The organism is Flavobacterium pisciphilum (assembly GCF_020905345.1).
Classification (GTDB): Bacteria; Bacteroidota; Bacteroidia; order Flavobacteriales; family Flavobacteriaceae; genus Flavobacterium; species Flavobacterium pisciphilum.
In genome coordinates this window covers 1,424,375-1,450,648 of the sequence record NZ_JAJJMO010000001.1, presented here as the reverse complement: position 1 = coordinate 1,450,648, position 26,274 = coordinate 1,424,375, and the positions used below count along the sequence as shown (strand labels likewise).

General features: G+C 32.2%; 32 protein-coding genes. 3 read left to right on the top strand and 29 right to left on the bottom strand.

Annotated elements, in window-relative coordinates; genetic code table 11:
- Window positions 1-34: 34 nt before the first annotated feature.
- The 16 genes from LNQ49_RS05650 to LNQ49_RS05575 form a co-directional block, all read right to left on the bottom strand.
- Complete coding sequence (locus tag LNQ49_RS05650) at window positions 35-727, bottom strand: aspartate/glutamate racemase family protein (protein WP_229987709.1); 693 nt, start codon at window positions 725-727, stop codon at window positions 35-37.
- Between the two features lie 32 nt (window positions 728-759).
- Window positions 760-951, bottom strand: a complete 192-nt coding sequence (locus tag LNQ49_RS05645; RefSeq protein WP_229987708.1) for a DUF5367 family protein — start codon at window positions 949-951, stop codon at window positions 760-762.
- A 26-nt stretch (window positions 952-977) separates the two neighbouring features.
- Window positions 978-1,490, bottom strand: coding sequence for an anthrone oxygenase family protein (locus LNQ49_RS05640; protein WP_229987707.1), 513 nt, complete (start codon window positions 1,488-1,490; stop codon window positions 978-980).
- A gap of 89 nt (window positions 1,491-1,579) precedes the next feature.
- Window positions 1,580-2,437 (bottom strand): helix-turn-helix domain-containing protein, encoded by an 858-nt coding sequence (locus tag LNQ49_RS05635; protein ID WP_229987706.1) that lies wholly within the window; start codon window positions 2,435-2,437, stop codon window positions 1,580-1,582.
- Between the two features lie 47 nt (window positions 2,438-2,484).
- Entirely contained in the window at window positions 2,485-2,877 is a 393-nt protein-coding gene (locus tag LNQ49_RS05630) for an ACT domain-containing protein (protein ID WP_229987705.1), read from the bottom strand.
- A gap of 24 nt (window positions 2,878-2,901) precedes the next feature.
- Entirely contained in the window at window positions 2,902-3,501 is a 600-nt protein-coding gene (locus LNQ49_RS05625; protein ID WP_229987704.1) for a hypothetical protein, read from the bottom strand.
- A 75-nt stretch (window positions 3,502-3,576) separates the two neighbouring features.
- A complete protein-coding gene (locus LNQ49_RS05620; protein ID WP_229987703.1) occupies window positions 3,577-3,957 on the bottom strand; it encodes a VOC family protein in 381 nt (126 codons plus the stop codon).
- A 22-nt stretch (window positions 3,958-3,979) separates the two neighbouring features.
- On the bottom strand, window positions 3,980-4,528 hold the full coding sequence (locus LNQ49_RS05615) for a hypothetical protein (RefSeq protein WP_229987702.1): 549 nt from the start codon (window positions 4,526-4,528) through the stop codon (window positions 3,980-3,982).
- A gap of 18 nt (window positions 4,529-4,546) precedes the next feature.
- Window positions 4,547-5,128 (bottom strand): LOG family protein, encoded by a 582-nt coding sequence (locus LNQ49_RS05610; RefSeq protein ID WP_229987701.1) that lies wholly within the window; start codon window positions 5,126-5,128, stop codon window positions 4,547-4,549.
- 44 nt (window positions 5,129-5,172) lie between these two features.
- Entirely contained in the window at window positions 5,173-5,475 is a 303-nt protein-coding gene (locus LNQ49_RS05605) for a hypothetical protein (RefSeq protein ID WP_229987700.1), read from the bottom strand.
- Window positions 5,476-5,601: 126 nt separating this feature from the next.
- Window positions 5,602-6,171, bottom strand: a complete 570-nt coding sequence (locus tag LNQ49_RS05600; RefSeq protein WP_229987699.1) for a Crp/Fnr family transcriptional regulator — start codon at window positions 6,169-6,171, stop codon at window positions 5,602-5,604.
- Window positions 6,172-6,174: 3 nt separating this feature from the next.
- Complete coding sequence (gene ribB, locus LNQ49_RS05595) at window positions 6,175-6,843, bottom strand: 3,4-dihydroxy-2-butanone-4-phosphate synthase (RefSeq protein WP_229987698.1); 669 nt, start codon at window positions 6,841-6,843, stop codon at window positions 6,175-6,177.
- Between the two features lie 249 nt (window positions 6,844-7,092).
- Complete coding sequence (locus LNQ49_RS05590; RefSeq protein ID WP_229987697.1) at window positions 7,093-7,605, bottom strand: ClbS/DfsB family four-helix bundle protein; 513 nt, start codon at window positions 7,603-7,605, stop codon at window positions 7,093-7,095.
- 2 nt (window positions 7,606-7,607) lie between these two features.
- The gene (locus LNQ49_RS05585; RefSeq protein ID WP_229987696.1) at window positions 7,608-7,931 is read right to left on the bottom strand and encodes a DUF2085 domain-containing protein; all 324 of its coding nucleotides are present in this window, start codon (window positions 7,929-7,931) and stop codon (window positions 7,608-7,610) included.
- The gene (locus LNQ49_RS05580) at window positions 7,932-8,129 is read right to left on the bottom strand and encodes a hypothetical protein (protein ID WP_229987695.1); all 198 of its coding nucleotides are present in this window, start codon (window positions 8,127-8,129) and stop codon (window positions 7,932-7,934) included.
- Between the two features lie 35 nt (window positions 8,130-8,164).
- Complete coding sequence (locus tag LNQ49_RS05575; protein WP_229987694.1) at window positions 8,165-9,655, bottom strand: serine hydrolase domain-containing protein; 1,491 nt, start codon at window positions 9,653-9,655, stop codon at window positions 8,165-8,167.
- Between the two features lie 251 nt (window positions 9,656-9,906).
- Between LNQ49_RS05575 and LNQ49_RS05570 the strand changes: the two genes are divergently transcribed.
- Window positions 9,907-10,845, top strand: a complete 939-nt coding sequence (locus LNQ49_RS05570; RefSeq protein ID WP_229987693.1) for an alpha/beta hydrolase — start codon at window positions 9,907-9,909, stop codon at window positions 10,843-10,845.
- On the opposite strand, the gene LNQ49_RS05565 is transcribed toward LNQ49_RS05570, so the two are convergent.
- From LNQ49_RS05565 to truA, 10 genes are all read right to left on the bottom strand, one after another.
- Window positions 10,842-11,576, bottom strand: coding sequence for a class I SAM-dependent methyltransferase (locus tag LNQ49_RS05565; protein WP_229987692.1), 735 nt, complete (start codon window positions 11,574-11,576; stop codon window positions 10,842-10,844). The two genes, LNQ49_RS05570 and LNQ49_RS05565, sit on opposite strands and share 4 nt — an antisense overlap.
- Before the next feature lie 38 nt (window positions 11,577-11,614).
- Entirely contained in the window at window positions 11,615-12,154 is a 540-nt protein-coding gene (locus tag LNQ49_RS05560) for a GNAT family N-acetyltransferase (protein WP_229987691.1), read from the bottom strand.
- 49 nt (window positions 12,155-12,203) lie between these two features.
- Window positions 12,204-12,662: a DUF6896 domain-containing protein gene (locus LNQ49_RS05555; protein ID WP_229987690.1), complete on the bottom strand. Its 459-nt coding sequence runs from the start codon at window positions 12,660-12,662 to the stop codon at window positions 12,204-12,206.
- A 94-nt stretch (window positions 12,663-12,756) separates the two neighbouring features.
- A complete protein-coding gene (locus LNQ49_RS05550; RefSeq protein WP_229987689.1) occupies window positions 12,757-13,659 on the bottom strand; it encodes a PhzF family isomerase in 903 nt (300 codons plus the stop codon).
- Entirely contained in the window at window positions 13,656-14,279 is a 624-nt protein-coding gene (locus tag LNQ49_RS05545; protein ID WP_229987688.1) for a class I SAM-dependent methyltransferase, read from the bottom strand. The genes LNQ49_RS05550 and LNQ49_RS05545 overlap by 4 nt, the downstream gene beginning before the upstream one ends.
- Window positions 14,280-14,536: 257 nt before the next feature.
- Complete coding sequence (locus tag LNQ49_RS05540; RefSeq protein ID WP_229987687.1) at window positions 14,537-15,181, bottom strand: suppressor of fused domain protein; 645 nt, start codon at window positions 15,179-15,181, stop codon at window positions 14,537-14,539.
- Window positions 15,182-15,329: 148 nt separating this feature from the next.
- Window positions 15,330-15,839 carry a TPM domain-containing protein gene (locus tag LNQ49_RS05535; protein WP_229987686.1) on the bottom strand — a complete coding sequence of 170 codons (510 nt, stop codon included), beginning with the start codon at window positions 15,837-15,839 and terminating at the stop codon, window positions 15,330-15,332.
- A 232-nt stretch (window positions 15,840-16,071) separates the two neighbouring features.
- Window positions 16,072-17,460 (bottom strand): dihydrolipoyl dehydrogenase, encoded by a 1,389-nt coding sequence (lpdA, locus tag LNQ49_RS05530; RefSeq protein ID WP_229987685.1) that lies wholly within the window; start codon window positions 17,458-17,460, stop codon window positions 16,072-16,074.
- A gap of 260 nt (window positions 17,461-17,720) precedes the next feature.
- Complete coding sequence (locus tag LNQ49_RS05525) at window positions 17,721-19,475, bottom strand: ABC transporter ATP-binding protein (RefSeq protein WP_229987684.1); 1,755 nt, start codon at window positions 19,473-19,475, stop codon at window positions 17,721-17,723.
- A gap of 86 nt (window positions 19,476-19,561) precedes the next feature.
- Window positions 19,562-20,302 carry a tRNA pseudouridine(38-40) synthase TruA gene (gene truA, locus LNQ49_RS05520; protein ID WP_229987683.1) on the bottom strand — a complete coding sequence of 247 codons (741 nt, stop codon included), beginning with the start codon at window positions 20,300-20,302 and terminating at the stop codon, window positions 19,562-19,564.
- Between the two features lie 308 nt (window positions 20,303-20,610).
- Between truA and LNQ49_RS05515 the strand changes: the two genes are divergently transcribed.
- Window positions 20,611-21,108 (top strand): metallophosphoesterase family protein, encoded by a 498-nt coding sequence (locus tag LNQ49_RS05515; RefSeq protein ID WP_229987682.1) that lies wholly within the window; start codon window positions 20,611-20,613, stop codon window positions 21,106-21,108.
- Window position 21,109: 1 nt separating this feature from the next.
- On the opposite strand, the gene LNQ49_RS05510 is transcribed toward LNQ49_RS05515, so the two are convergent.
- The 3 genes from LNQ49_RS05510 to LNQ49_RS05500 form a co-directional block, all read right to left on the bottom strand.
- Window positions 21,110-22,807, bottom strand: coding sequence for a tetratricopeptide repeat-containing sensor histidine kinase (locus LNQ49_RS05510; protein WP_229987681.1), 1,698 nt, complete (start codon window positions 22,805-22,807; stop codon window positions 21,110-21,112).
- A gap of 128 nt (window positions 22,808-22,935) precedes the next feature.
- Window positions 22,936-23,598, bottom strand: coding sequence for a response regulator (locus LNQ49_RS05505; protein WP_229987680.1), 663 nt, complete (start codon window positions 23,596-23,598; stop codon window positions 22,936-22,938).
- Between the two features lie 168 nt (window positions 23,599-23,766).
- Entirely contained in the window at window positions 23,767-24,180 is a 414-nt protein-coding gene (locus LNQ49_RS05500; protein ID WP_229987679.1) for a DUF4293 domain-containing protein, read from the bottom strand.
- Window positions 24,181-24,373: 193 nt separating this feature from the next.
- Here LNQ49_RS05500 and rho point away from each other — a divergent pair, with 193 nt between their 5' ends.
- Window positions 24,374-26,212, top strand: coding sequence for a transcription termination factor Rho (gene rho, locus LNQ49_RS05495; protein ID WP_229987678.1), 1,839 nt, complete (start codon window positions 24,374-24,376; stop codon window positions 26,210-26,212).
- Window positions 26,213-26,274: the final 62 nt, after the last annotated feature.

Here is a 26,274-nt window from a genome sequence, read left to right as displayed (position 1 = left end):
AAAAGAGCACAATATGATTTCGTACGGTAATGATTTATTCTTTTAATGAAAACTCTACTGCCGCTTTTGAATGCAATAATAAGGTATCAAATGTAGGAACTGAGACATCTCCAGGTTTTATCACCAATGGGATTTCTGTACAACCAAGAATAATTCCTTCGGCTCCTTTTTTTATTAATTCCTCTATTATGATTAGATATCTCTTCTTTGTTTCTTCAGTCACTATTCCTCTTCCTAATTCCTCAAAAACAGTCATGTGTACAAAATCTCTGTCTTCGTCATTTGGGATTAGGGTTTCTATTCCTTTATCGGTAAGTTTAGATTTAAAAAAGTCAAGTTCCATTGTAAATTTTGTTCCTAGCAAACCTACTTTTTTCAATCCTGTTTTTTCAATCGCTGATGCGGTTACTGTAGCGATATGAATAAGCGGAATTCCTATTTCTTTCTCGAGTCGGTCGGCAATGTGATGCATAGTGTTGGCGCATAATACAATTGCTGTTGCTCCAGAAGATTTTAGATGATTACAGGCAGTATAAAGCATTTGAAAGGTTTTTTCCCAATCATTGGCATCATTATTCTTTTTAATATCTTCATAATTAAAAGAATAAATAATACACTGAGAGAAGTTTAATCCTCCTAGTTTCTCATTTATTCCTTCGTTGATTAGTTTGTAATAATCGACTGTAGACACCCAACTAATTCCTCCAATAAGACCTAATGTTTGCATTTTTATCTAAAATTTTATTGATTACTTTAATTTTAATACGAACGATATGTATGTGATTTAATTTTTAATTTCCAATAAAAGTATACAATCGTAAGATTCTCTGCAACAAGAATCCAGAGTAATTTACTAGTAAAAAAACGATGGTAACTGCCATGATTTGGAATTATGGCAAAAGGGGCTGTTATTAATGCATCAAGTAGTAAAGCAGTCGTGACTATAATCAAACCTGCAATTTTATTTGGATTTACTACTAAAAAGAGCAGTTTTTAAACAAGCACACAATAATTAATAATAAAAAAGATAGCGTTGCAGTTATGGTTCGTATCAAGTGCAGGAAGTTCCATTTTACTTCAAATTGATCTCTTAAACTTTTAGCATCCTCTAATGTTATATTGGTTAAATCGGTTTTGTCTAAAAGGCTATTAAGTGGAATGTTCCCCATAATTGTTATCAAAAAAACGCCAATTAAATAAATGATTGCAGCTAATAATAGCAGCCATAAAATATAATGATGATTTGATTTATAAAGGTAAACTGTAACAAACGATAGTAATACAGGCCCTAAAAAAACAATTAAGAATAGTGGGTTTACAATGCTTCGATTCATATTCTGGAAAGCCCTCAGATAATTAATATCATCAAGATGTCCGATACCTGGAGTTACGGCATTTGTCCAAGTAAAAAAGATTCCAGCCAAAAGACCTGTTAGTAATGTAGTAAGTAGTAGTACTATAGTTTTTGTATCGATAATAAATGGTTCCATAATTAGATTGTTTTAGTTAACAAAGTAAAATTAGAACAATTGATTATCAGATGTTTGTTTGAGAAGTATTAAAATTTGTTCGAAAAGAATTATTTTTTCAGTTCGCTTGGTCGAAGCCCGAATTTTTTATGAAAGGCATTCGAGAAAGAGCTTAAACTTTCGTAGCCCACAAACCAAGCAGTTTCTTGAATGTTTTTATCTGTATTGCTTAATAATTCATGTGCTTTATTCAGTCGTTGGTCTTGAAGGTATTTAAATACAGGAATACCAAAGAGCTCTTTAAAATTCTTTTTGAGTTTGTTATTGTTAAGCCCAATTAGTTTTGACAATTCGCTTAATGAGGGTGGTGTAGCAATATTTTGAGTTATGATTTCTTTTGCTTGAAATAGCTTTTCTCGGTCAGTTTCTTTTATGCTTTCTTCTTTATCAGCAGCAAGAAAAGCAAAGAAATGTGCTAGTAATTCAGTTATCTGACTTTTAAGAAACATTAATCTAGTATCTCCTTTATATTGGGTGTTGAATATTTTTTGGACTGCGTTTTGCATATCGGGGGACATATAAAAACTTGGACCTTTGACAAAATTAGCTTCAGGATGAAGAAGTTGTTGTAAATATTCAGTGAAAATTTCACTTTCACGTTCAGGTAGTGTATTTAGATTTTTTATTTTCATAAATACACTAATCGATTGCAATGGTTTATTAGGAGATATTTTATGTGCAAATCCTACTTTGCTATTACCAAAAAAGGAAATTGCAATTCCTGTGGTATTGTTTATAACGATGTTTTTATTTTCGTAAGTAATTTCTAATTCAACATTTCCTGAGCCATAGAAGGCAAAACCTATAACATCACCATCGATTTCACATTTTTCAATAATAGTTTTTTCGGTATTTGATTGCTCGATTAAAACGATGAAGTTGTTCAATTCTATGATGTCTGTTGTCATGGAATAATAATTAAAAATTTAATTTTTTATGCAATAATAACTAGTTTTTATTCTGAAAATTTATTTAAAATAGCAATCGCTTGGTCCGTATCTCTTTTATTTACAAAGATATGATCGTGATAAAATGCCGCAACAACATTACAACTAATTTCATTATCCGAAAGCGCTTTTGCGAATGCAGCAGTTAAACCTACAGCTTCCAAAGAAGAATGTACAGTAAGCGTTATCCACGACATCACAACAGAATAATTGAGTTTTAATTCGTCAGCAATTTCTTTTTTTAAGATTAAAGTAATGCCTTCACTTTCTACAAATGACATTACGACATCTTTGGTAGCTATATTTTCAAGGCTTTTTATGGTGCAAAAAACATAATCACCAACATTGTGTTTGGGTTTCATGCTTTTGAGTAATTTTTCTAAATCTTTTTCTCCTGACATTTTTAATGGATTGTTTCTATTAAACTATACTAAATGCTTTGTTGTTTGCTCTATTTTACTTTTTAATTTATCATATTCAACAGGAGCGGTTAAATCCCTTAAAGATTTTATTGTTATTGAATGTTGACTTCTTTTGTAGTTATTTAATTTTTCAGTTGATAAAACATAAAATTCCCAATGATTTAGATTTAGAGGATTTATTGTTGATTTGTCGGAATGATGTAAAAGGCAAAAAACATACACATCTGCACTTCGAATCGCAATTGTTGAGCGTTTATCAATTTCTGAACTCCAAGGTTGTGATGGTTTTGTACTGAAACTAATTGTTGATAGCTTTTTTTGTTCCCAAGACTGAATATAAGCAGCAGATTTTACTTCTATTTTTATGTTTTCTGATGTTTCTAAATCAAAAGCTCCCCACTCATCTCTAATTTCTTTTATATCAATGTTTACCGCAGTTGCTACGATGAATTCAGCAAGACGTCCACGAGTAGCATTACTTACAATATCAGAAACACTCCAGCGCCAAAAATCGAGCAATGAAAAATTTAAGTTTTTTTCATTATAAGTAAGCTTTTCTTCACCAGTTTTTAAAACAGCTTTGATGCTTTTTAATGAGTTCATATGATTTATTTAGTAGGTATATGTAATGCCTTCATCTGGCGAATTTGTATTTCAAGGGTTTCTTCTTTAATGACATTATTTATTAGCCATATGTAATGCAATTCTGTTTCCTTCGCAATCTTTAAATTCGGCTACTGAACCAAATTCTCCATTTGAGGTTATTGGAAATAAAACTTCAGCACCATTTTTCAATGCTAAGTTTAAAGTTGCATCAATATCTTCAGTTTTAAAATAAATGAGTGTTCCGTTTATTGTAGGCTTGTATATTTCTCCTTTTGCCAAAGCTCCAGAAATTCCGCTATTGTCTTCGGAAAGTGGAAAAAATGCCATTTCGTTATCATGAATAACATCTCTTTCAAACTCAAAATTAAAAACTGCCGAATAAAATTGCACGGCTCTTTCCATATCGTTTACAGGAATCTCAAAATAAACAACCGGATTTGATTTGTTTTTCATATTTAATTTAAAAGGAGTTTTTTTATTTTACTTTGGTCATGTACATATACCAATTCCATTCCCAAGTTTCACCATTATTGGCAGACATTGCTTGGCTCCAAATAGGATTGTTTTTATCTCTTGCATCCCAACGGAATAGTTGAATTACTTTTTTTCCTTCATAAATATCTCTTGAAAAAAAATGACCTACTTTTTTTTCGAATGAACCTATAACAGGTTTGTCGAGAACTCCTGTATTAGAATCTGACCAATAAATACTCCACAGTTTTGTTTCTGGGTTAAATAACCGAACTGTCATCCCTTCAAAAGGTTCTCCGTTAAATTCTGCAAGGAAATTATCGATATTACCAATTCCGTTAAGGACTTTGTACATTTCCTGAGTCGATGGAAATTCAATCCATTCCCTGCAATTAGAAAATCGGTATTTTAGTTTTTTATTTATAATATTTGATTTCCCCTGAAAAAAATCAAAATCATCTTTAGATGAAGTAGGGGAAGGGAGGATTATTAATTCTCCACTTGCATTAAAAATCAATTTTGGGATTTCTAAATTTAAATTATCGGTAGGCATATTTTTGATTTTAATGATTTATTCATTTCCTTTTTTAATCCATTTACCCACCTCAGGGGCTACGTAATTTTTCATTTTATCAAGTAACTCTTGAGAGTTGTTGCTTACGATTATCATTTGTTGGTTTATCTCTTTTAGGAAACCTTCGTTTACCATTTTCATAATAAATTCCAATAATAAATCATAGAAACCATCGATATTCAAAATTCCAATTGGCTTTTTATGTAGACCTAGTTGTGCCCATGTAAGCATTTCAAAAAACTCTTCTAATGTTCCAAACCCACCCGGTAAAGCAATTACACCATCGCTTAAATCGTTCATTTTTGTTTTTCTTTCATGCATACTTTTCACAATAATTAACTCAGTTAAATTATCGTGTGCAATTTCTTTGTTTCTCAAAAAGTCTGGTAAAACACCAATCACTTTTCCATTTTTATTTAAAACACCATCAGCAACAGCTCCCATAAGTCCTACATTGGCTCCGCCATAAACTAAGTCTATTTTATTTTCGGACATTATTTGCCCAAGCTGAAAAGCTTGAGTTTCATATTCTTTTTTATTTCCAAAACTTGATCCACAAAAAACGGTAATTCGGTTCATATTTAATTTTATATAGTATTATAAGTTTCTAGCCAATCGAAATCCTAAGTCATCAATTTTAAATGAGATAGGATGACTTCTTCTACGGTTTTTTGCCATACAGCCTCTTTCCAAGACACCGTTTCGACAGGTTTTTGATTTCCTTTAGAAGTACTTGGTGATTGCTGAGTGATTTCAAAATACAAGTCCTGAGTCACGGCATATTTTGCCATTAAAAAAGATTCTATGCGAACTGTCCATGTGTTTTTAATACGATCGTCTCTTAATGTGATTTCACCTTGAGGGATTTCGACCATTTGCAGACTAATTGCTTTATTGGCTGGTATGTTGATATTTGATTGATTCATTACGCTTAATTGCCTTTGTGGCAGTAAACGAAGTTATGAAAAATATAGCTGTGTATATAAACAAAAACAGGCAATTGCTAGAAACTAGTATTGCCTGTTTTTGTTTTTTTTGAGATGAAACTAAATTTAAGGTTTAGATTTTACTCTACTTAATGTTTCTTGTGAAATGTTGAGGTAGGAAGAAACTATTTTGTTTGATAAACGTTGTGTTACTTTTGGATTAGTATCTAGCAGGTGTTTGTATCTTTCGGTGGCATTTTGGGTTAAGAATGACATAAGCCTTTTGGTATTGGTTACATAGGCCATTTCCATATAGTGTCTGTAAAAACTGCCCCAATTTGGGATGCTTTCTAGCAAATGATAAAAATCCTGACGAGAGATATAAAGTAATTCTGTAGGCTCTAATGCTTGAACAAATTCCAAAGAAGGCTCACTTAATACAAAGCTAGATAAAGCAGTTACAAAATTATTCTCGAAACCTAGATATCGTGTTGCTTCTTGCCCTTCTTCTGTTATAAAAAATATACGCAAGCAACCATTACAAATAAAGTACATTCGTTGGGTAGTTTGTCCCTGAATAACTAAGAGTTCATTTTTTTCTATCTCCAAAGGATTGAAATAATTAAGAATCTTATCTAGCTCTTCATCTGTAACTGAAGATACCTCTTTTATATATTTAGCTAATTGCTCTTTCATGTTTTAAATAAAATCTCTAACAAACTTACGATAATGTACGATATCCTCTATTGTTAAAACAACCATTTGATGTTTCTTAGCAAATGATAAAATCTCAGGTAACCTTGCCATAGTTCCATTAGGATTCATTAATTCACATAATACAGCTTGAGGTTTTAGGTCAGACAATTTCATTAAATCGATACTTCCCTCTGTATGACCATTTCTTTGTAGGACACCCTTGTCATTTGCTCTTAGCGGAAAAATATGCCCTGGTTTTACTAGATCTGTAGGTTTGGCAAAATCAACAGAGGCTGTTCTTATCGTTTGAATTCTATCTGATGCCGAAAGACCGGTTGTGACACCTTCTTTAGCTTCTATTGATACTGTAAATGGAGTTTGGAAAAGGCTAGTGTTTTCTTTGACCATATAAGGTAATTTTAATTCATCAGCTTTCTCATTCGTAAGACAAAGGCATACGATTCCGCTGCATTCCCGAATCATTAGCGCCATATCAGCAACAGACATATGTTGTGCTGAAAAAACTAAGTCGCCTTCATTTTCACGGTCTTTATCATCTATTAATAAAATTCCTTTACCTATTTTAAGTTCTTTAATTGCATTCTCAACACGTTCTTGACTATTTGTACCAAATAATAATAACGGATTTTCATTTTCTATTGCAGTAATCATTTTGAAGTTGTTTTTTGAACTAGTTTTCTAGTATGAAGAATAATTGTGTGTAGAAATCACAAATGTTATGATCATCATTAGGCAGGTTGCAACCAATAAAATGGTACCATATTCGAATACTTTTTGTTCATGATTAAAATTTAATATGACAAAATTGTTTAAATAATAAAGGGAAAACATTGATGTATGTCAAAAAAAATTCCCGAACTAATTCATATAGGTTCGGGAATTTAATAGTTTTTAAGTAACTTATTTCAAGCTATTTTCTTTTTTCCATTGTCTTATTCTACCTCTGGCATTTTTATATGGAGATGAGGTATTAAATTGTATCATTCTTCCCATTGTCCATTTTTCATACCACTCTTGTTTATAGAGCGTTTCGTTATCATAGTTTTTAATCAACGTTTGCAGGTTATTTACCGTTGTTTCTAATTTTTCTTGTAATTGTAGAAAATCTAAATCTTGATAATCAGAATAAAATTTCTGAGCAAGTTTGCCGAGTTCATTCCATTTATAACCCGTTTCTGGGAAATCCACAGTTTGGTTATTATTCTTTTTATGATGCCATTTTAATACCAATTCTCCCCAACCAATTAAGTACGAAATTAAGTTGTTTACACTCATCATTGTATCTTTTGCATGTCCATCGAGTGTTTTCTCGTTTGTGAACTCAACAGGAATAGTCTTTAAATCACTTTGGAGTTTTTTGTACGTTTTTTCGATATCACTTAATAATTCTGTTTTGTTTTGAGGTACAGCCATGTTTAAAATTTCAATATTAAATCAAATGTTTTCCAGATGATTATTCCCATCGAAAAACCGCCTATTGTACCTGTTACCAGTCTCATGAAATTGCTATGGTATTTGTTTAATGTGTTTTGAAAATACCAATCTGCAAGCATGAATGCCAATCCAATAATCGAAAAATAAAAGGGTGGTAGGAAATAAAAAAAGTAACAAATTGCACAAAAGATATGGCCAATACTAGCGCCTAAACACCTTGCACAAAAAGGCATGTGTTTTTCATTAATTTTAAAACACCTTTCGGGAATTCCGTGACAACCTAAAGTAAATTCATTTAGTTTCATTTACCAAGTATGTTTGCATTTTAGACAAGTTACTCTGATTTTATTGGCTTTGTGTGTACCACATAACAATCCCAAAGGACCAGCTAAAATTGCCCCACAGCAAGCTTTCTTTCCGCTAAACCCTTTTTTATCTATATATATTTGTGTCGATTTGCATCTCGGACATTGAATTGGTTCGGTTTGGTTAATCGTATTCATAGTTATTCTTTGATTGATTTTGGTTTATAAAGCGATTACTTTGTTTCGATTTCGATTATTCTTTTGCCTTTTTCTCCTAAGTAGTGGGTAAGCAACTTTTCATATATTTTATATCCATCATCTACATTGGTAAAAATTAGAATACCTTGTTTTGTTTTTGGAAGTATAAAGAAGATAGTTTGTACGCCTTGATCTGCACCACCATGTGACAATGCCGTTTCTCCGTTTCCTAAATCATAAATATCAAAACCTAATCCAAAATGTTTCCCTGCTTTTGTCTCGACTTGATTTGTTTTTAAATCTTCAAAAACTTTTTTAGATAGCCCATCACCGTTCATAAAACTAACTAAGAACTTTCCGTAATCTTCGATGGTTGTTAATAAATCATCAGCAGCATTTATTGTTTTATGCCTGTCTATCTCGTATGCTTTCCCTTTTGGGTCATATCCAATAGCAAAGCGAGTTTCATCAGTTTTAGTATCCCATATATAATTGGTGTCTGTCATTTGCAAAGGATTAAAAATTAATTCTTTGGCTAATTGATTCAGGTTTTTATTGAATTTTTTTTCTAATGCTTTTCGCAAATATTCAAAACCTTCGCCAGAATATTGGTATTTTGTTCCAGGTTCAAATTGGAAGTTTAGTTTTTTATCAGGATTGTTCCAACGCCAATTTGGAAAACCTGTTTGATGACTTAAAACATATCTTGTAGTTATTTTTTTTGTTTTTGGATCGTTTGCGATATCTGGATCTATCCAATATTTGTAAAGAGGCCCATCTAAGTTCCATTTACCTAAACTAACTAGTTTTAAGGTTACCATTGCAGTAATTGGTTTGGTGAGTGAGGCAACATTAAAAATAGTATTGTATGGTGCTGTTGCTCCTTTTTTTATTTCGCCAAAAACTTTAATTTGTTGAAGTTTTCCATTATTAATTATCCCCAAACCAAGTGTAGGAACATTATTTTCTTTGAGCCATTTCTCAATCTCTGAATCATTATCAAAAATAGCTGTTTTATTAGTAACTGGGTTGTTTATATGGTCATAACTGAGAGATCGAGCGAGTTTCCATGTTCCTTTTTGCAACAGCCATAAATGTGTAAATCGGGCTGTACTTCCAGGGATTTCTTTTGTTCCAAGTGTAGATTCATAAAAACGATGCATCCCAATTTGGACGGCACCATAGAGTGTTTTGTTTTTATAAAGTGGATAAATTTCAGTGCTTCCCGCTACTAATTCCCTTCTGACATAGTATTTTCTAGACGGAAGACATATTCCGTTACGAAAATCATGCAAGAATTTTTTCCTGTCGGATATGCTGTCCTTGTCATGATAAAACTCGAAATCTTCGGTTAGTAATGTTTCAAATTGATTTGCATCGCAAGTATTAAAACCAATTTTAAAGAGCAAACTATCTTTAGAAATGATAGTTTTATATAAATCGGAGTTTTTATCAACTTGTGCTGATAAAGAGAATGAAGCTAAGAATAGCAGTAGAAAATAGTGGTTGATTGATTTGATTGTCATGATGATGATTTTTTTATAAGACGTGATATAATTTTTTTGTTACAAAAAATATTGGATGCTTGTTATTGTATAATTCGTGTTTATGTAATCATAGTTAAGTGATAAATGAAGTATTAAAGATATTGAGTTTTTATTTTTGGACAAAATAGAATAGTAACATGGTAAGATATAAAACAAATATATTGATTTGTCTTTTAGGGCTATATCAAATAAATGCACAAAATAGTATGACCAGTTCAAAAACAAATACAATGAATTCTACTGAAGTTTTAAGGATAGAAAGTCGTATTAGTAATTTAAGTATTGCAATTAATCATACCAAACCCAATGTGATTTCGGATGATTATCCGGTACTTTTTCTACATGGTTCGTCATTTCCAACGGCTCTCTCTTTTGATTTTAAAATGAATAATGCATCTTGGATGACCAATTTAGCTGAGAATGGGTATGATGTATTTTCATTGGATTTCTTGGGTTACGGAAATTCGGATAGATATCCAGAAATGGAGAATAATACTAAAGAAAGTAAAGTAGTTGGTCGTGCTCAAGATGTATTCTTAGATGTTGATAAAGCGGTTGAGTTAATTATAAAAAAGACGGGTAAAAGTAAAGTCTATTTAATTGGGCATTCATGGGGTGGAACTGTTGCTTCGCTCTATGCATCGAAATTCTCTGATAAAATCGAAAAGCTAGTTTTATTTGCCACAATAACAGCTAGAAACGAGAATGATGTGGTCGAAAAGATTCAAGGCTCTTATGATGAAATGACGCCTAAACAAAGAATTGATGCTATGGCGAATTTAACTCCTGATGGTAAAATATGTCAATTAGAAAAGGAAGTTTTTACTAATTGGGGAGAAATTTGGAAGAAAAGCGATCCGTTACTTATAAAATTTAAAACTGAAAGCATTCGTTTTCCATCAGGTCCAAATCAAGATGTTGAAGATTTATTGCACAATAAATCCTATTACAATCCTAGAGATATCAAATCTTCAACATTGATAATAAGAGGGGAGTGGGATAAATACCCTAATAATGCTGATGCTGAGAATTTATTTATTTCCCTTGAAAATGCTAAATCAAAAAAATACGTTGTTTTAGAAAAAGGTACTCATGTTATGCATTTGGAACAAAGCCGAAAACAATTGTATGCTGAAACGTTGTGTTTTTTAAAATCGAGAATGTATTAATTCTTAATTGCCGAAATCAATATAAAAATTGGCCTTCTGGCTTCGTCTATCATTTCGGGATATTTGTTTACTATTTCCTCAGACGGTTTAGGCTCGGATATTTGTTTAATCGAGAAATTAGCATTGATTAAGGTGTTAACAATAGTCTCAAAAGTTCGGTGGTATTTAATTACTTCATGACCTAAAAATTGAGTGTGTCTGATACCTTCGTTTTGGTAATTATCAATTGGCCAGTGCAAACGATTTCCATCATTATCCGTAAACCAATCTTGTTCTTCTCGTGCTGTGAAGGCAGGGTGCTCCATTGAAAAAACAAAACTGCCCCCTTTTTTTAGATTTGTATTAATTTTATCAAAAATAGATTTTAGATTCTCTACATAATGAAATGCTAGGGAGCTAATCACAATATCAAACGCCTCAGGTTGAAAGTCGATATCTTCTATTGCCATTTGTTTGTATTCTATTGCTAAGTCTTTTGAATTTTCTTTAGCTTTTCGAATCATTTTTTGAGACAAATCAATGCCAATGACTTTCTCTGCCCCTTGTTCTTTGGCATAAATACAATGCCAACCATAACCACAACCAAGGTCAAGTACGTTCTTGTTTTGAAATAGAGGTAACATTTCACGTAAAACATACCATTCTCCTGCAGCATTTAATCCTTCGACAGAACGTGGCATTTTGCCATAATTCTCAAAGAAAGATTCATCGTCATATTTATTCTGTTTCATGTGTGATACTAATTTTTGTAAATGTGAATTCTTGTAACCTATACTTTTCTTAATGTATAGGTTACAAGGTTTTGTATATTTTGATGTGTATTATTATAAAGTCTGTCTTCGTATTCAAAATTAAGTTTCTTTAAAATTGATACTGAGTTTATATTGTCAGATGATGGATATGCTGCAATAATAGATGAATTTATTTCTTCAAAGGCATATTTTATAACCTCTTTTAATGCTTCTGACATATATCCTTTTCCTTGGTATTCAGCTAACATCTCATATCCGATTTCGGCAATCTTGTTTTCTAAATCAAAATTCCATAGACAAATAGAACCTATAAGATTGTTGTTTTCTTTTGTTGTGATTACCCAATAAATACATTCATTATTGGCAACTAAATTATTTATTCGGATTATATATGCTTTTGCTTTCTCTAAGTTGGAGGAATTATCCCGACCTACAAATGCATTTACTATAGGATTAGAATGCAATTTATGAATGCGTTCAAAATCTTGATTTTCAATTTTTCTCAAAACTAATCTTTCAGTTGTCAATTTAGGAAATTTATTAAAATCTAATTTCATAACATTCGATATTTAAGATTAAGAGTTTTTTGTAAATGTCAATTCTAGTTTATATTTTTCGATATTCAATGGTATGAATATGTTCTAATAATTTTTCCTCCTCAAAATGTTCAAATAAATTCAACATGTCTTTAAAAGGATTTTTAAAATGTTCAATAAGATGTGCAAGATGTGTTGTTGTTTTAAGAAAATTATAGAAAAAATAAGGATCCATATTAGTAACGTGATCTTTATTCCCTAGGGAAACTTCTATCGTCTGCCCAGTTATTGTATTCTCAAATAAACAATGTTCTCCATGAACATCATAAAGCCAATTATCGGATAATGTTTCTTGTCTGTTTAAAAGATCGGCATTTTCAATTTCGTAGTAATCTCCTTTTTTTATTGCTTCAATTTCAGGTTGATTCGTTTCATTGATTACTTTATGAATTAGTTGTTTAGCCATTGTTTTAAATTCATCCATAGCATTTAACAGCTCAATTTTTGTTTCATTTTGAAATGTTCTCATAACCGATTTGTGAATTGTATTTATTGTTTTTGGTACTTTTTAGATCTCTAGTATTAAAAACAATATTTATGCATTTATTTAAGAGGATTTACTTTTATAATAAGATTTCAGTTCTAAATACAGCCACAGCATCTCCTTTTATTTGTATCAATTTTGGTTTGTTGTTTTCGATTTCAACTTTGACTTTTATTAAACCAAGTCTATCAATTTTTTCACCTTGCCTGCCATTAAATTCAAAAGTATTGTCTTTAAAATCTACAATTTTATTTTGAACTAAATATCCTCCAAGAGGTCCGTTTGCATTGCCAGTAACAGGGTCTTCATTTATACCAATTCCGGGAGCAAACATTCGACCATAAGTTAGAATATTCTTGTCATCGGAATCAAGAGTAAAAACGAAGTAGCCATTGCAATTAATCTCTTCGCTCAATTCGGCTAATGCATTGTAGTTTGGAGATAAACTGTTTAGTTTTTTTCGAGTTTTAATTCCTATCATGACTTTTGAATGTCCTGTAGAGGCTATCTGAATGGGACATCTTTCATCGATATCTGCTGCTTCTAGCCCTAATGCAGGTATCATTCTGCTTGTTATATCCTTATCAAAAGCTGGACTAAGCTCGAAGGCTCCTTGTGTCATTAGAATTTGATAATCTGCATTATCTTTGATTATTTCAAAAGGAAGAATTCCAATTTTAGTTTTAAATCGTAATACACAAGAATCCAAATTGTCTTCAAGTGCTTTTGCATACATTGCAGCGATTGTGGCATGTCCGCAAATTGGGACTTCGGTACTTGGAGTAAAGTACCGTATAACGCCATCGCAATCATCAGTATCAGGAGGGAATAGAAAAGCAGTTTCAGAATTGTTTAATTCTCTTGCAATTTGTTGCATTTGGTAATCATTCATTCCTTCGGCATTCACAACTACTCCCGCTGGATTTCCTTTGAATTTTTCTTTTGTAAAAGAATCAATTTGATATGTTATTCTTCTTTTCATTTTTTTCTTCCCACAAATCGTATTACAGATCCTTTTCCGTTATGAAAAAGACCTTCGTTTAATTCAATTTCTGTTTCTTTCAATTCGATTATTTCGTAATCTGGAAAGTCAGCTTTTATTTCATCAATAGAAAATAGCATATCCAATTCTTTTGGCCCACCAATTTTTTCATTTTTAGAATTGTACTCGATGTGTTTTTTACTGAAGGCTTCAAAAATTAGTAGACCTCCTTTGCGTAAAAAGTTACTGAGTGTTTTATGGTATGACGATTTAATGTCACCTGGAAAGTGTGCATAGATTAAAGCGATAGCATCAAATTGTTCAGGAGTATAGTCTAATGTTTGTAGTTCACCAACCTGATAGTCGATTGTTACGTTATTGGATTTGGCAAGTTGTAAAGCTTTGTTTTTTCCTTCGATGCTTATATCAAATGCTGAAACTGTCCAACCAAGTTTGGCTGCAAAAACGGCATTTCGTCCTTCTCCTTCAGCAGGAAATAGTATTGCTCCTGTATTTAGTTTTTCTAATTGCTCTTTTAAATAATTGTTTGGATGTATGCCATATGCAAATTCGTCTGTACTGTATCGGTCATCCCATCTTTCGGTCCAAGAATCTTTCATGTTTTTCGTTAGGTTAATGTTTTTTATAAATTGCAGTAGCATTTTGCTACATCATTTATTGGAACGTTTTTAGCTTAACGAAAATACGAATTAAAAAATGAATTTATTAGAGTTTTGCGTGAAGGATTGAGGCGATATCCTTTTGTGTGCGGAGCAAAACAAAAGATAAAACCGAAAGGTTGACCCATTTTCGGATCATGTCATAAAAAAATCCGACCTGTTTTTACAAATCGGATTTCTATATGAAAGCGATAATTTTATTTTCTTGTCAGATCGGTTATTAATAAAGGGTTATCTTTTTTTAATTGATTTGCTAATCCTTCAACTGTTTTGCGGCCTTCTTTTATATCGTTATATTCAGCTGTAGTTATTCCTACAATTTGTAAAAATGAAACTTCACCATGAGGAGTCTGCATTTTATCGATTTCTGGATCTGATACAAAAATTATTGCTGTAATTTCTGTTTCTGTATCAAGCCGAATAGGACCATTGGCAGGCATGTAATGAAATTCTTCAAACCATTTTCCACTGCTAAAAACATATTTAGCAATATTCTGTAATAGTGCAATTGCCCAGTTTGGGTTTTCGGTATCTTCTCCAAATGGTTTTAATCTAAAGGTAAGTTCAAATCCCCATTTGCTATAATCTCCGTTTATTTTTTCTTCGGCATAATATAATTCTGAAAAACCATAAGTTATGAAATGATAATGATCTGATTGTTTTGTACTGTTATAAAAACTTACACCATCAAGAGGATTTTCGCCACCAAGAATATAAGGTATTGGCGGGGCAAAATGTTTGGGCTCTTGATTAGGATAAAGTTTTTCAAATTCTTTATCAATTGATAGCCATCCAACAGCATCATCTTCTGAAAACTCTTTTTTGTATTCTTCTAACGTCATCTGCATTTGTTTTTATGTTATGAAAAAACAAATATATAGCTTTATGCTTACAAAATAATTTGTTCGTGAATTTGACAATAAAAAATCCGATCTGTTTTTTACAAATCGGATGTTATGGTATTGTTTAAGAGGTGATTGTCTCTAAGGGCTAATTCAGTTTTTTTATTATTTGAGAAACTGTTTCCTCTAATCCTTTATGGTAATCACCTTTTTTAAGCTCTGGTATTGCTGTACTGGATATGATATCTTTAATTTCATCGTAGTTTAGTTTATTACGTATTTGCTCGTTACCCTGAACTTGAATTTGTCTTAATCCTTTGCTTAGGATAATTAAAACAGTAGTATTTAATTTTAATTGATTGGCTAAATATGTGTTTAAACCCAACGCATATTCAGGGATGTTTGTATAAGGGGTTATCGAAGAGGTTGTAACGATGATGATTTTATTTTTAGAGCTCGTTTCGTATGATTTTAAGGTGTTTTTTAGAGCGTCTACTTGATTTTGAGTCAATATTTTTTCGAAATCATTTACATAATTATATGTTTTCGAAAAGATATTTTGTGTTTCGGAGGTTGGATTCGCAGTTTTATTTGTTTGGGCAAAAAAACTATTTAATGAGAATAAGGTAATTGTAATAATGAGGAATGCTTTTTTCATCTTAGTACTGTAGGTTAGTTTTGGTGCCGCGAAAATAACACTTTATTGTCATAAAATATTCTGTAATTAGGTGTAAAAATGTTACTATTTTATTGTTTTAATGTAAAGTGAAACTGAGGTTGATTTTTCCTTTTGGCAGTAAGGCATAAAAAAATCCGACTTGCTTTCACAAATCGGATTTTTTTATTGAAAATTATATATAACTGTAAAAACGCATTGCTGCGTATTTTTATTACAAGTGAATTACTTCGCCGTAAGCATCTGCAACAGCTTCCATAACAGCCTCGCTCATAGTTGGGTGAGGGTGAATAGATTTTAAGATTTCATGTCCTGTAGTTTCTAGTTTACGAGCTACAACTGCCTCAGCAATCATATCTGTAACACCAGCACCAATCATGTGACATCCTAACCATTCGCCATATTTAGCATCGAAGATTACTTTTACAAAACCGTCTGGAGTTCCAGCCGCTTTTGCTTTTCCTGAAGCTGAGAATGGGAATTTACCAATTTTTAATTCGTATCCTTTTTCTTTAGCTTGTTTCTCTGTTAAACCTACAGAAGCAATTTCTGGAGTTGCATACGTACATCCAGGAACGTTTCCGTAATCGATTGGTTGTACATGTAATCCAGCAATTTTTTCTACACAGTTAATTCCTTCTGCAGAAGCTACGTGAGCCAAAGCTTGACCTGGAGTAACATCACCAATTGCATAATATCCAGGGATATTTGTTTGGTTGTAAGCGTTTACTAAGATTTTATCTCTGTCTACAGCGATTCCTACTTCTTCAAGACCGATATTTTCGATGTTAGTTTTGATTCCAACAGCCGAAAGTACGATGTCAGCTTCAAGAACTTCTTCACCTTTTGCAGTTTTAACAAAAGCTTTTACTCCTGCACCAGTTGTATCAATACGCTCAACTGATGAGTTTGTCATAATTTTAATTCCAGCTTTTTTCAATGAACGCTCAAATTGTTTTGAGATATCTTCATCTTCTACAGGAACTACGTTTGGCATAAATTCTACAATAGTAACTTGAGTTCCCATTGAATTATAAAAATGTGCAAACTCAACTCCAATAGCTCCAGAACCAACGATTATCATTGATTTTGGTTGAGTTGGTAATGTCATTGCTTGACGGTATCCTATTACTTTTACTCCATCTTGAGGTAAGTTTGGTAACTCACGAGAACGAGCTCCAGTAGCAACGATGATATGGTCAGCACTATATTCAGTAACTTTATTGTCTTTATCAGTAACGTCAAGTTTTTTTCCTGGTTTTAATTTTCCAAAACCTTCAATAACGTCAATTTTATTTTTTTTCATCAAGAATTGAACACCTTTGCTCATTCCTTCTGCAACACCACGACTGCGTTGTACAACTGCTGGGAAATCTTTATCGAATTCAGAAACAGTCAATCCGTAATCGGAAGCGTGTTTTAGATAATCAAAAACCTGCGCCGATTTAAGCAATGCTTTGGTTGGGATACAACCCCAGTTTAAGCATACACCACCTAAGTTTTCTTTTTCAACTACGGCTACTTTAAATCCTAATTGTGATGCTCTAATGGCAGTAACATATCCGCCTGGACCACTTCCTAAAACAATAACGTCGTATTTCATTTTTTAAGTATTTATTTTATTTTTAAAATTAAAAGCTGTAAAAACGCTTTTCATTTTCTATTTTTCAACAATGAATAGAGATTGCGAATTTAAGGATTTATTTTAAAAAAAGGTTTAATTTTTATTTCAAGGTCAATTTACATTGGCTATTTCACAGAGATTAAAATAAAAGCGATATAATTTGCTAAAATTAAGCGAATAATTGACTTTTTTTTGCGAAAACAGCAGTGAATCTGCGACTGTACTAACAGTGTGTTTTTCTAATTTGCAACCACAAATTGGGAGTCATATAAATTTTTATAATACCCATTGGCACGATTAATCAGTTCTTGATGCGTTCCTTGTTCTACAATAAGACCTTTATCCATAACCACAATTTTATCGGCATTAACAATTGTTGCCAATCGATGCGCAATAACGATTGAAGTTCTTCCTTTGGTAATTGTTTCGGTGGCACGCTGTATCATTTCTTCAGAGTAGGTATCTATAGAAGAAGTTGCTTCATCCAAAATTAAAATACTTGGATTGCTTACATACGAGCGCAAGAAGGCAATAAGCTGACGTTGTCCTGAAGACAGCATCACTCCACGTTCTTTTACATCAAAATCATAATTATCGGGCAAGCTCATGATGAAATCGTGAACACCAATTACCTTGGCTGCCTCTAGAACCTGAGCTTTGGTTATTTCTGGATTATTCAGAGTAATGTTATTGTAAATTGTATCGGCAAATAAAAAGACATCTTGTAAAACTACAGCGATTTGCTTGCGTAATGAAGCCAAAGTATAGTTCTCGATATTGTGTCCGTCAATACAAATAGTACCGCTATTAATTTCGTAAAAGCGATTCAATAGGTTTATTATAGTCGATTTTCCAGCTCCTGTTGAGCCTACAATTGCGACTGTTTGCCCAGCTTCGACAGATAAGTCTATTCCTTTTATAACTTCTTCTTCTGGAATATAACCAAAGCGAACTTCTTTAAATTCTATTGTTCCATTAAAAATAGGAGCTTCGATGGTTCCAGTATCTTGTATGTGATCCTGTGTATCGATAATATCAAAAACACGGTTGGCTGCAATCATTCCTAATTGCATCTCGTTGAATTTATCTGCAATCTGACGCAAGGGGTTAAACAACATTCCGATAAACATCGTGTAAGAGAATAAATCTCCAAATGTGGTAAAATTATCTCCATTCAGGATTTTAAAACCTCCAAAAACAACTATACAGCCTAATGTAAGCGATGAGATAATATCAGCAATAGGGAAGAAGATCGAGTTATATAAAATCGTCTTTATCCATGCTTTTTTATGTTTTCCGTTTATTTCCTTGAAGCTTTCATATTCGGTATTTTCACGATTAAAAAGCTGAACAATTTTCATACCTGTAACACGCTCTTGAACAAAGGAGTTCATATTTGCAATTTGGGTACGAACTTCTTCAAAAGCAACTTGCATTTTACGCTGGAAAATTCGAGTAATATAAACCAAAATAGGCATTGCGATAACAACAATCCAAGTAAGTTTCCAGTTCATATAGAACATGAAAATCAAGACCACAAGCATTTTCATCAAGTCGCTAATAATCATGAATAAACCTTGGCTAAAAATTCTTGCGATTGACTCAATATCTGAAACTGAACGAGTAACCAATTGCCCAACAGGAACCAAATCGAAGTATTTCATTCTAAAACTCAAGATGTGCTTGAATAACTTCGTTCGGATATCTTTTACAATATCTTGCCCGAGCCAGTTAGCCCAATACACAAAATAAAACTGAGAGAATACTTCCAATAAAAGGACGATTCCCATTAGGGTTATATAAAAAAGCAATCCTAATTGGTCGTGTGTTTTAATGTATCCATCTACTGTTTCTTTAAGTAAATAGGGGCGAAGGGCAGCAAAAATAGAGAGCGAAACAGCGAAGATAATCACTCCATTGTAACGCCATTTATAAGGCTTTGTATAAGTAAGAATTCGTTTAAATAAGCCGGTGTCAAATGCTTTTGCTTTCATTTTATTTTGGAGCTATTTCCTGCTTTTTGCTACAATCTTTATTGTTTTGGCAGCAAAACAATAAAGGATTTCCACTTCAATCAGGGCTATTTAGTAATGTAATCGTACTTAATCTTAGTTAAATATAATCCGTGAGCGGGAACTGAAAAACCAGCTTTGTCTCGGTTTTTACTAGCAATAATATTTTCGAAATCGTCTAGCGTAATTTTATGCAAACCAATATTTATCAATGTGCCAACAATAGCGCGAACCATATTTCGTAAAAAACGATTGGCCGAAATAGTAAAGATTAGTTTATTGTTTTCAGTTTTCCAATAGGCTTCAAAAATACTACAATCAAATGTATTTACATCAGTATTGACCTTTGAAAAGCATTGGAAGTTGGTATGATTTAACAAAATTTTAGCAGCATCGTTCATTAGAGGGACATCTAAATACTGATGAAAATACCAACTTAGCTCTTCCAGAAATGGATCTTTTACGGTATTGATATGATATTCGTAGGTGCGTTTGGTTGCATCAAAACGACAATGTGCTTCGTCTTGAACCAAGATAATATCATAGATAGCAATGTCTTTTGGTAAATAGGAATTGAGTTTGTGTATCAAATTTGGAACCTCAATAGGAGAATCATAATCAAAGTGTGCATACATTTCTTTAGCATGAACACCAGTATCTGTACGTCCAGCTCCCATTAAATTAATAGGTGTGTTTAATAAAACCGAAAGGGCTTTGTTAAGCGTTTCCTGAACAGATGATGCATTAGGTTGGTATTGCCAGCCATGATAATGTGTGCCGTTGTATGCAAATTGTATAAAATATCTCAAAGTATAGGTGCAAATGTTTTGAATCACAAAGGTACAAAGGATTTTTTTAAGGAGCTTAGTTATAGAGGTCCTAAGTAGCTAAGGTTTTCTCAAAGTGGGTTTAAAAAAAATTAAGGTTCTAAGATAGAATGTTTTTTATAGAAATGAATTTTAAAGATATACAGTATTACATTTAGTATAAGATTTAGAGGTTCAGTTTACGAGGGTGAATTGGGTTTTTTATATAGAAAGGCAGGAAAGACGCCTTCTTTTGTATGTGTAGTGAGAAATCTTAGTACCTTAGCAACTTAGAATCTTAGTCACTTAGAATGAAAAAAATCCTCTTACTTTCCGATACCCACAGTCATATTGATGACACTATTTTAAAATACGTTTCACAGGCGGATGAAGTGTGGCATGCGGGTGATATTGGTGATTTATTGGTAACTGATGCTATAAAAGCAATAAAACCATTGCGTTGTGTTTATGGGAATATAGATGATGCTAAGGCGCGTTTAGAATTTCCTTTAAATAATCGGTTTATGTGCGAAGATGTTTCAGTTTGGATTACTCATATTGGTGGTTATCCAGGAAAATATAGTCCTGCTATTAAGGAAGAGATGGCATTAAATCCACCTAAATTATTTATCTGTGGACATTCGCATATTCTTAAGGTCATGTTTGATAAAAAGAATAATTTACTACACATGAATCCGGGAGCAGCAGGAAAGAGTGGTTTCCATCAAGTGCGTACCATGCTTCGTTTTGTAATTGAGGGAGACAAAATAAAAGATTTAGAGATTATCGAAATCGAAAAACGCAATTAATTTATACCTGATACATTATAGGAACTTCTACTCTAATTGAGGTACCCATATCAATTATAGACTTAACAGTTATTTCTCCTTTTAAATTCTTTATCCTTGCTCTAATTTGATTCAGGCCAAAACCTTCTATGATATGGAATTTATTTGTTTTGTAACCTTTACCGTTATCATTTACATTAATAATCAAGTTGGAGTTGTCTTCTGTTAATGAAATGTTTGCAATGCTAGCTTCGCTATGTTTGATAATATTGTTTAAAAGTTCTGAAATAATGAAATAGATTCTCATTTCAAATTTTTCATGATAGCGTGTTTTGGAAGGAATCGAGCAGTTGTATTCAAATAGCATTGTCGAGTTAGAGTTTTTTTCGCATAAATCTTCTAAAGCGTAAAACAATCCAAATCGAACCAGTAGTGTAGGCAAAAGTTCATGAGATAAATCACGTACTTTGTCGTGTGCTTCTTCGAGGATGAATTTTGTTTTTAGAATTTCTTCAGAAACAGGTTCGTTTTGAGTAGAAAAAACGTTTAAATGCATTCCGGCAGAGGATAATAATGCGCTAATATTGTCGTGTAAGAATAAGGCAATTTTCTTGCGTTCGCTTTCTTGACCATCGATACTGGCGTTGATTATATTCTGTTGAATTTTACCTTGTATGTCTTTTAATCTGTTTTTTTGTTTCAGTTTAGTATTTTGATAGAAGAAATAAAATAAGATGATACTAATAACAAATAGTGAAATCATAATACTAACCACTTTTTTGTTTCGAGATTGCTCCAACAATAAGGATTGCTGATTGGATTTGTATTGACTTCCAATCTTATCGATATCTCTTTTGTATTCATCCACTTCTAGGTTAAGACCTGCAACATCAACCTTTCGTAATTTATCTTCATTGCTTAATTCTTCGTTTAAAGCATTATAAAGAGCAAGGTTTTTGTAGGCGGCTTTATCCTGTCCAATTTTTGATAAGAATTTTGAATATTCCAGATAGGTAAAGGACAAGTCTGATTTTTCATTTCCTTTGCTACCAATTTCTATGGCTTTGTTAAAAAAGAAATCAGCTTTTTTGTTTTCATTGGTATGATTGTGATACATTCCATTAAGCATGTTTAATACTACCAAAGTAGACTCATCGCCATGTTTTGAATGGTATTTATTAATATAGCTTAGGTATGGATAGCCGTCATTATAACCGCCAATATCAAAATATGCCCAAGCGATATTTAATTTTGTGAAAACAATTTGCACTGAATCTTTTATTCTAGTGCTGTAATAAAGTGATTTTTTGTAGAATGAAATTCCTTTCTCGTACTCCTTTTTATTAAAGCAGTAGATATTTCCTAAATTATTATAAAGCCAATTTTTAAGTTCGCCGTTATTGGTTTTTTCTGCATACATTAATCCTTTGTTATAATAGAATAATGCTTTGTCAGGTTCTGTTAACTCATCAAAATTGGCTGCAATTGTATTATACGATTTTGCAATAAGATTGATGTCTTTATTGTTAATAGCATAGTTTAAAATAATTCGGGATTGTGTTAATGACTTTTCGTGATGTCCTTCACGCATCATTTTTACAGATTCATCAGAGAGTCTTTCTAGCTCTTGTTTTGTTAATTTCTTTTCTTGTCCAAAAATAGCATTACCATAGCTTTGGATAAGAAAGAGTAGTAAGGCAATAATCCGAGTAGAAGACATAGAAAAATATTAGCCGTTAAAAGTACATTAAGTTACACATAGAAAGCAAATTTAGTTAAATCACTTTTGTGATTTGTTAATAACCTATTTTACTTAATTAAATGTGTTCTAGATTGCTACTTTGTTTTTTAAGATTTTATTAAATTGTTTTTAATTGCATATTTTACCAGACCAATAGTGTTTTTGGTCTTTAGCTTTTTCATGATGTTTTTGCGATGTGTTTCTACAGTATTGGTACTGATAAAAAGTAATTCACTAATTTCTTTACCACTATACTCAAGAGAAATCAAGGTGATTATCTCTAATTCACGTGAACTTAGTATTGAGTTCTCTTCTCGAGTACGCTCATTAAGTTTAGGATTGCCTTTTGTAAATGTGGTAAAAATCTTTTCTCTAACGGAGTCACAGAAATATTCTTCGCCTTTATTGACAGCTTCAATGGCTTCTATGATATTTTCACCAGCACATTTTTTGGTTAGATAACCACTGGCTCCTAGGTTCATGACTTCTTTGATGATTTTTAAATCATCATAGCTAGAAAGGATTATTACTTTACAAGGGAACCCTTTTTCTGAGAATTCTTTAAGGACTTCGATGCCATCTTTTTGTGGCATACTTATATCTAAAACTAAGATGCTAGTATTGTTTGAAGCTACATCATTATAAATATTCATTCCGTTTAAAGACGAACCCACAACTTCAAAGTCTGAAACAGTATGTAATAAATTAGTAAGCCCATCGATAAGTACCTGATGATCGTCGGCTAGATGTACTCGTATTTTGTTTTTCATAAAAATGATGACTATTTAGTTTCAAATTTAGGTAAAAATAAGAGAATGCGAGTGTTTGTAGGGGTTTATTTTGTTTTTTATTGCATTAATGGTAATATATTTTCCACAAAAAAACCCGAATCATACAATTCGGGTTTTCTTCGCACAAAATAAATTAAGTTTATAGGTTTACCTCAATCGATCCACAGATTTTACAAGATCTTCATCCTTCTTGATGGCTTTATTAGCTAATACTAATAATACGATAGCAACTATAGGTAGAAACATCCCAATACCTTTCTCCGAAACAGCAGGTGTTTCTCCAGATAAGTTTAGTGAGTGATATACAAATAATCCTAATAAAATTAAATTTAATATGATATTCAGTCTGCCCATGACAAACTGGTTTTGTCTTTTTTTGTATGAAATGATACTTACTATAGAAAGCATAGTGCTTAGTCCAAACAAAATAACATAAAGTTGATTTTGCATGAAATAATATGGCTTAGCATCAGCAGTTATCCAAAGTGGAACAAAAAACATTAATATGCCTGTAACTGCAAATGTTAAAATTAAATATATAGTTTGAACTCTTTGTATCATTATAGTTGGTAATTGTTTTACAAAAATATATTTTCTTTTTTTAAAATACTATTGTATGATAAAATTTTATTCGTATTATTGCATCATAATACCGTAAGCACTTCATACTGCGGTTGATTCAACTAAAAAAAATAAAGATACTACCTATTCTTTTACAGTATTTCTTAAAATTAATTAAACTCATAGAACATTCATGTTTGATATTTCTGCATTAAAAGAAATGAAGCTTTCTGAGCTTCAAGAAATAGCTAAGTTAGCTAAAACAATAAAATTTAACGGTGTAAAAAAGGAGACATTAATAGGTCATATTTTATCCCATCAAGAAGAAACTGCAAAATCAGCAGTGGAACAAAAAGTTAATGTAGTTGAAGATGATAAGCCAAAAAGAGTTCGAATTGTTCCTGTAAAGAAAGCTGCTATACAAAAGAATACAGTTCAAAAGGATATAGTTTTTGAAGAAGAAAAAGAGAATAAGACAAGCGAAATTCTTGACACTCCAATAACTCCAGAAGTTCCAGTAGTAGAAGCAGAAACTATTAAACCTGTTGAATCTCCAGAGAAAAGTGCGCCTGAGAAAAAAGCTTCTAAAGTTATAAAGTTTAATAAATCGGCTTATGAAAAAAAGGTCGCTTTGCAAAAAGAAAAAGAAGCAGTAAAAGAAAATGCAATTGCAGCTGAAACTCCAAATGAGAATTCTGCTGAGACTACAGAAAATACAACATCGGAAAATACAACATCGGAAAAAGTTGAAGCACCAATTCAAGCTAAAAAGATTAATCCGAATCAGAATAAACAAAACCCAAATCAGAATCCGAACCAAAACCCGAATCAGAATCAAAATCAGAACGGGAATAACGGGAATCAAAATCCAAATTTTAAAAATAAAAAGAATAATTTTAGAGACTCAGATTTTGAGTTTGATGGAATTATCGAAAGTGAAGGTGTTCTTGAAATGATGCCAGATGGATATGGTTTCTTACGCTCTTCAGATTATAATTATTTAGCCTCTCCAGATGATATTTATTTATCAACTTCACAAATCAGATTGTTTGGTCTTAAAACAGGTGATACAGTAAAAGGAGTAGTGCGTCCTCCTAAAGAAGGAGAAAAATTTTTCCCATTAGTTCGTGTTTTAAAAATAAACGGACATGACCCACAAGTAGTTCGTGATCGTGTTTCCTTCGAACATTTAACTCCAGTTTTCCCTTCAGAGAAATTTAAATTAGCCGAAAAGCAAAGTACAATTTCAACTCGTATTATCGATTTGTTTTCTCCAATAGGAAAAGGACAACGTGGTATGATTGTAGCACAGCCAAAAACGGGTAAAACAATGTTATTAAAAGACATTGCAAATGCTATTGCAGCAAATCACCCTGAGGTATATTTAATTGTTCTTCTTATAGATGAGCGTCCTGAAGAGGTTACAGACATGCAACGTAGTGTACGTGGAGAAGTAATTGCTTCTACTTTTGATAGAGAACCACAAGAACACGTTAAAATTGCAAATATCGTATTAGAAAAAGCAAAACGTTTGGTTGAATGTGGTCATGATGTAGTGATACTATTAGACTCAATTACACGTTTGGCAAGAGCTTACAATACTGTACAACCAGCTTCTGGTAAAGTATTAAGTGGTGGTGTTGATGCGAATGCATTGCAAAAACCAAAAAGATTCTTTGGAGCTGCTCGTAATGTTGAAAATGGTGGTTCATTAAGTATCATCGCTACAGCATTAACTGAGACAGGATCTAAAATGGACGAAGTTATTTTTGAAGAGTTTAAAGGTACAGGTAACATGGAGTTACAATTGGATCGTAAAATTGCTAACAAACGTATTTTCCCTGCAATCGACCTTACTTCTTCAAGTACGCGTCGTGATGATATGTTACTTGATGAGAAAACATTACAAAGAATGTGGATCATGAGAAAATATCTTTCAGATATGAACCCTGTTGAAGCAATGGACTTTATTAATGACCGTTTCAAGAAAACTAAAAACAACGAAGAGTTTTTAATTTCTATGAATGACTAAATACACAGACTAAGGTTCTTAGTTGCTAAGTCGCTGAGAATTTAAGTTTAAAATATAAAAAA

Coding starts and splice junctions, on each gene's coding strand:
- LNQ49_RS05650 (WP_229987709.1), bottom strand. CDS start 727: ATGCAAACATTAGGTCTTATTGGAGGAATTAGTTGGGTGTCTACAGTC.
- LNQ49_RS05640 (WP_229987707.1), bottom strand. CDS start 1,490: ATGGAACCATTTATTATCGATACAAAAACTATAGTACTACTACTTACT.
- LNQ49_RS05635 (WP_229987706.1), bottom strand. CDS start 2,437: ATGACAACAGACATCATAGAATTGAACAACTTCATCGTTTTAATCGAG.
- LNQ49_RS05630 (WP_229987705.1), bottom strand. CDS start 2,877: ATGTCAGGAGAAAAAGATTTAGAAAAATTACTCAAAAGCATGAAACCC.
- LNQ49_RS05625 (WP_229987704.1), bottom strand. CDS start 3,501: ATGAACTCATTAAAAAGCATCAAAGCTGTTTTAAAAACTGGTGAAGAA.
- LNQ49_RS05620 (WP_229987703.1), bottom strand. CDS start 3,957: ATGAAAAACAAATCAAATCCGGTTGTTTATTTTGAGATTCCTGTAAAC.
- LNQ49_RS05615 (WP_229987702.1), bottom strand. CDS start 4,528: ATGCCTACCGATAATTTAAATTTAGAAATCCCAAAATTGATTTTTAAT.
- LNQ49_RS05610 (WP_229987701.1), bottom strand. CDS start 5,128: ATGAACCGAATTACCGTTTTTTGTGGATCAAGTTTTGGAAATAAAAAA.
- LNQ49_RS05605 (WP_229987700.1), bottom strand. CDS start 5,475: ATGAATCAATCAAATATCAACATACCAGCCAATAAAGCAATTAGTCTG.
- LNQ49_RS05600 (WP_229987699.1), bottom strand. CDS start 6,171: ATGAAAGAGCAATTAGCTAAATATATAAAAGAGGTATCTTCAGTTACA.
- ribB (WP_229987698.1), bottom strand. CDS start 6,843: ATGATTACTGCAATAGAAAATGAAAATCCGTTATTATTATTTGGTACA.
- LNQ49_RS05590 (WP_229987697.1), bottom strand. CDS start 7,605: ATGGCTGTACCTCAAAACAAAACAGAATTATTAAGTGATATCGAAAAA.
- LNQ49_RS05585 (WP_229987696.1), bottom strand. CDS start 7,931: ATGAAACTAAATGAATTTACTTTAGGTTGTCACGGAATTCCCGAAAGG.
- LNQ49_RS05580 (WP_229987695.1), bottom strand. CDS start 8,129: ATGAATACGATTAACCAAACCGAACCAATTCAATGTCCGAGATGCAAA.
- LNQ49_RS05575 (WP_229987694.1), bottom strand. CDS start 9,655: ATGACAATCAAATCAATCAACCACTATTTTCTACTGCTATTCTTAGCT.
- LNQ49_RS05570 (WP_229987693.1), top strand. CDS start 9,907: ATGAATTCTACTGAAGTTTTAAGGATAGAAAGTCGTATTAGTAATTTA.
- LNQ49_RS05565 (WP_229987692.1), bottom strand. CDS start 11,576: ATGAAACAGAATAAATATGACGATGAATCTTTCTTTGAGAATTATGGC.
- LNQ49_RS05560 (WP_229987691.1), bottom strand. CDS start 12,154: ATGAAATTAGATTTTAATAAATTTCCTAAATTGACAACTGAAAGATTA.
- LNQ49_RS05555 (WP_229987690.1), bottom strand. CDS start 12,662: ATGAGAACATTTCAAAATGAAACAAAAATTGAGCTGTTAAATGCTATG.
- LNQ49_RS05550 (WP_229987689.1), bottom strand. CDS start 13,659: ATGAAAAGAAGAATAACATATCAAATTGATTCTTTTACAAAAGAAAAA.
- LNQ49_RS05545 (WP_229987688.1), bottom strand. CDS start 14,279: ATGAAAGATTCTTGGACCGAAAGATGGGATGACCGATACAGTACAGAC.
- LNQ49_RS05540 (WP_229987687.1), bottom strand. CDS start 15,181: ATGACGTTAGAAGAATACAAAAAAGAGTTTTCAGAAGATGATGCTGTT.
- LNQ49_RS05535 (WP_229987686.1), bottom strand. CDS start 15,839: ATGAAAAAAGCATTCCTCATTATTACAATTACCTTATTCTCATTAAAT.
- lpdA (WP_229987685.1), bottom strand. CDS start 17,460: ATGAAATACGACGTTATTGTTTTAGGAAGTGGTCCAGGCGGATATGTT.
- LNQ49_RS05525 (WP_229987684.1), bottom strand. CDS start 19,475: ATGAAAGCAAAAGCATTTGACACCGGCTTATTTAAACGAATTCTTACT.
- LNQ49_RS05515 (WP_229987682.1), top strand. CDS start 20,611: ATGAAAAAAATCCTCTTACTTTCCGATACCCACAGTCATATTGATGAC.
- LNQ49_RS05510 (WP_229987681.1), bottom strand. CDS start 22,807: ATGTCTTCTACTCGGATTATTGCCTTACTACTCTTTCTTATCCAAAGC.
- LNQ49_RS05505 (WP_229987680.1), bottom strand. CDS start 23,598: ATGAAAAACAAAATACGAGTACATCTAGCCGACGATCATCAGGTACTT.
- LNQ49_RS05500 (WP_229987679.1), bottom strand. CDS start 24,180: ATGATACAAAGAGTTCAAACTATATATTTAATTTTAACATTTGCAGTT.
- rho (WP_229987678.1), top strand. CDS start 24,374: ATGTTTGATATTTCTGCATTAAAAGAAATGAAGCTTTCTGAGCTTCAA.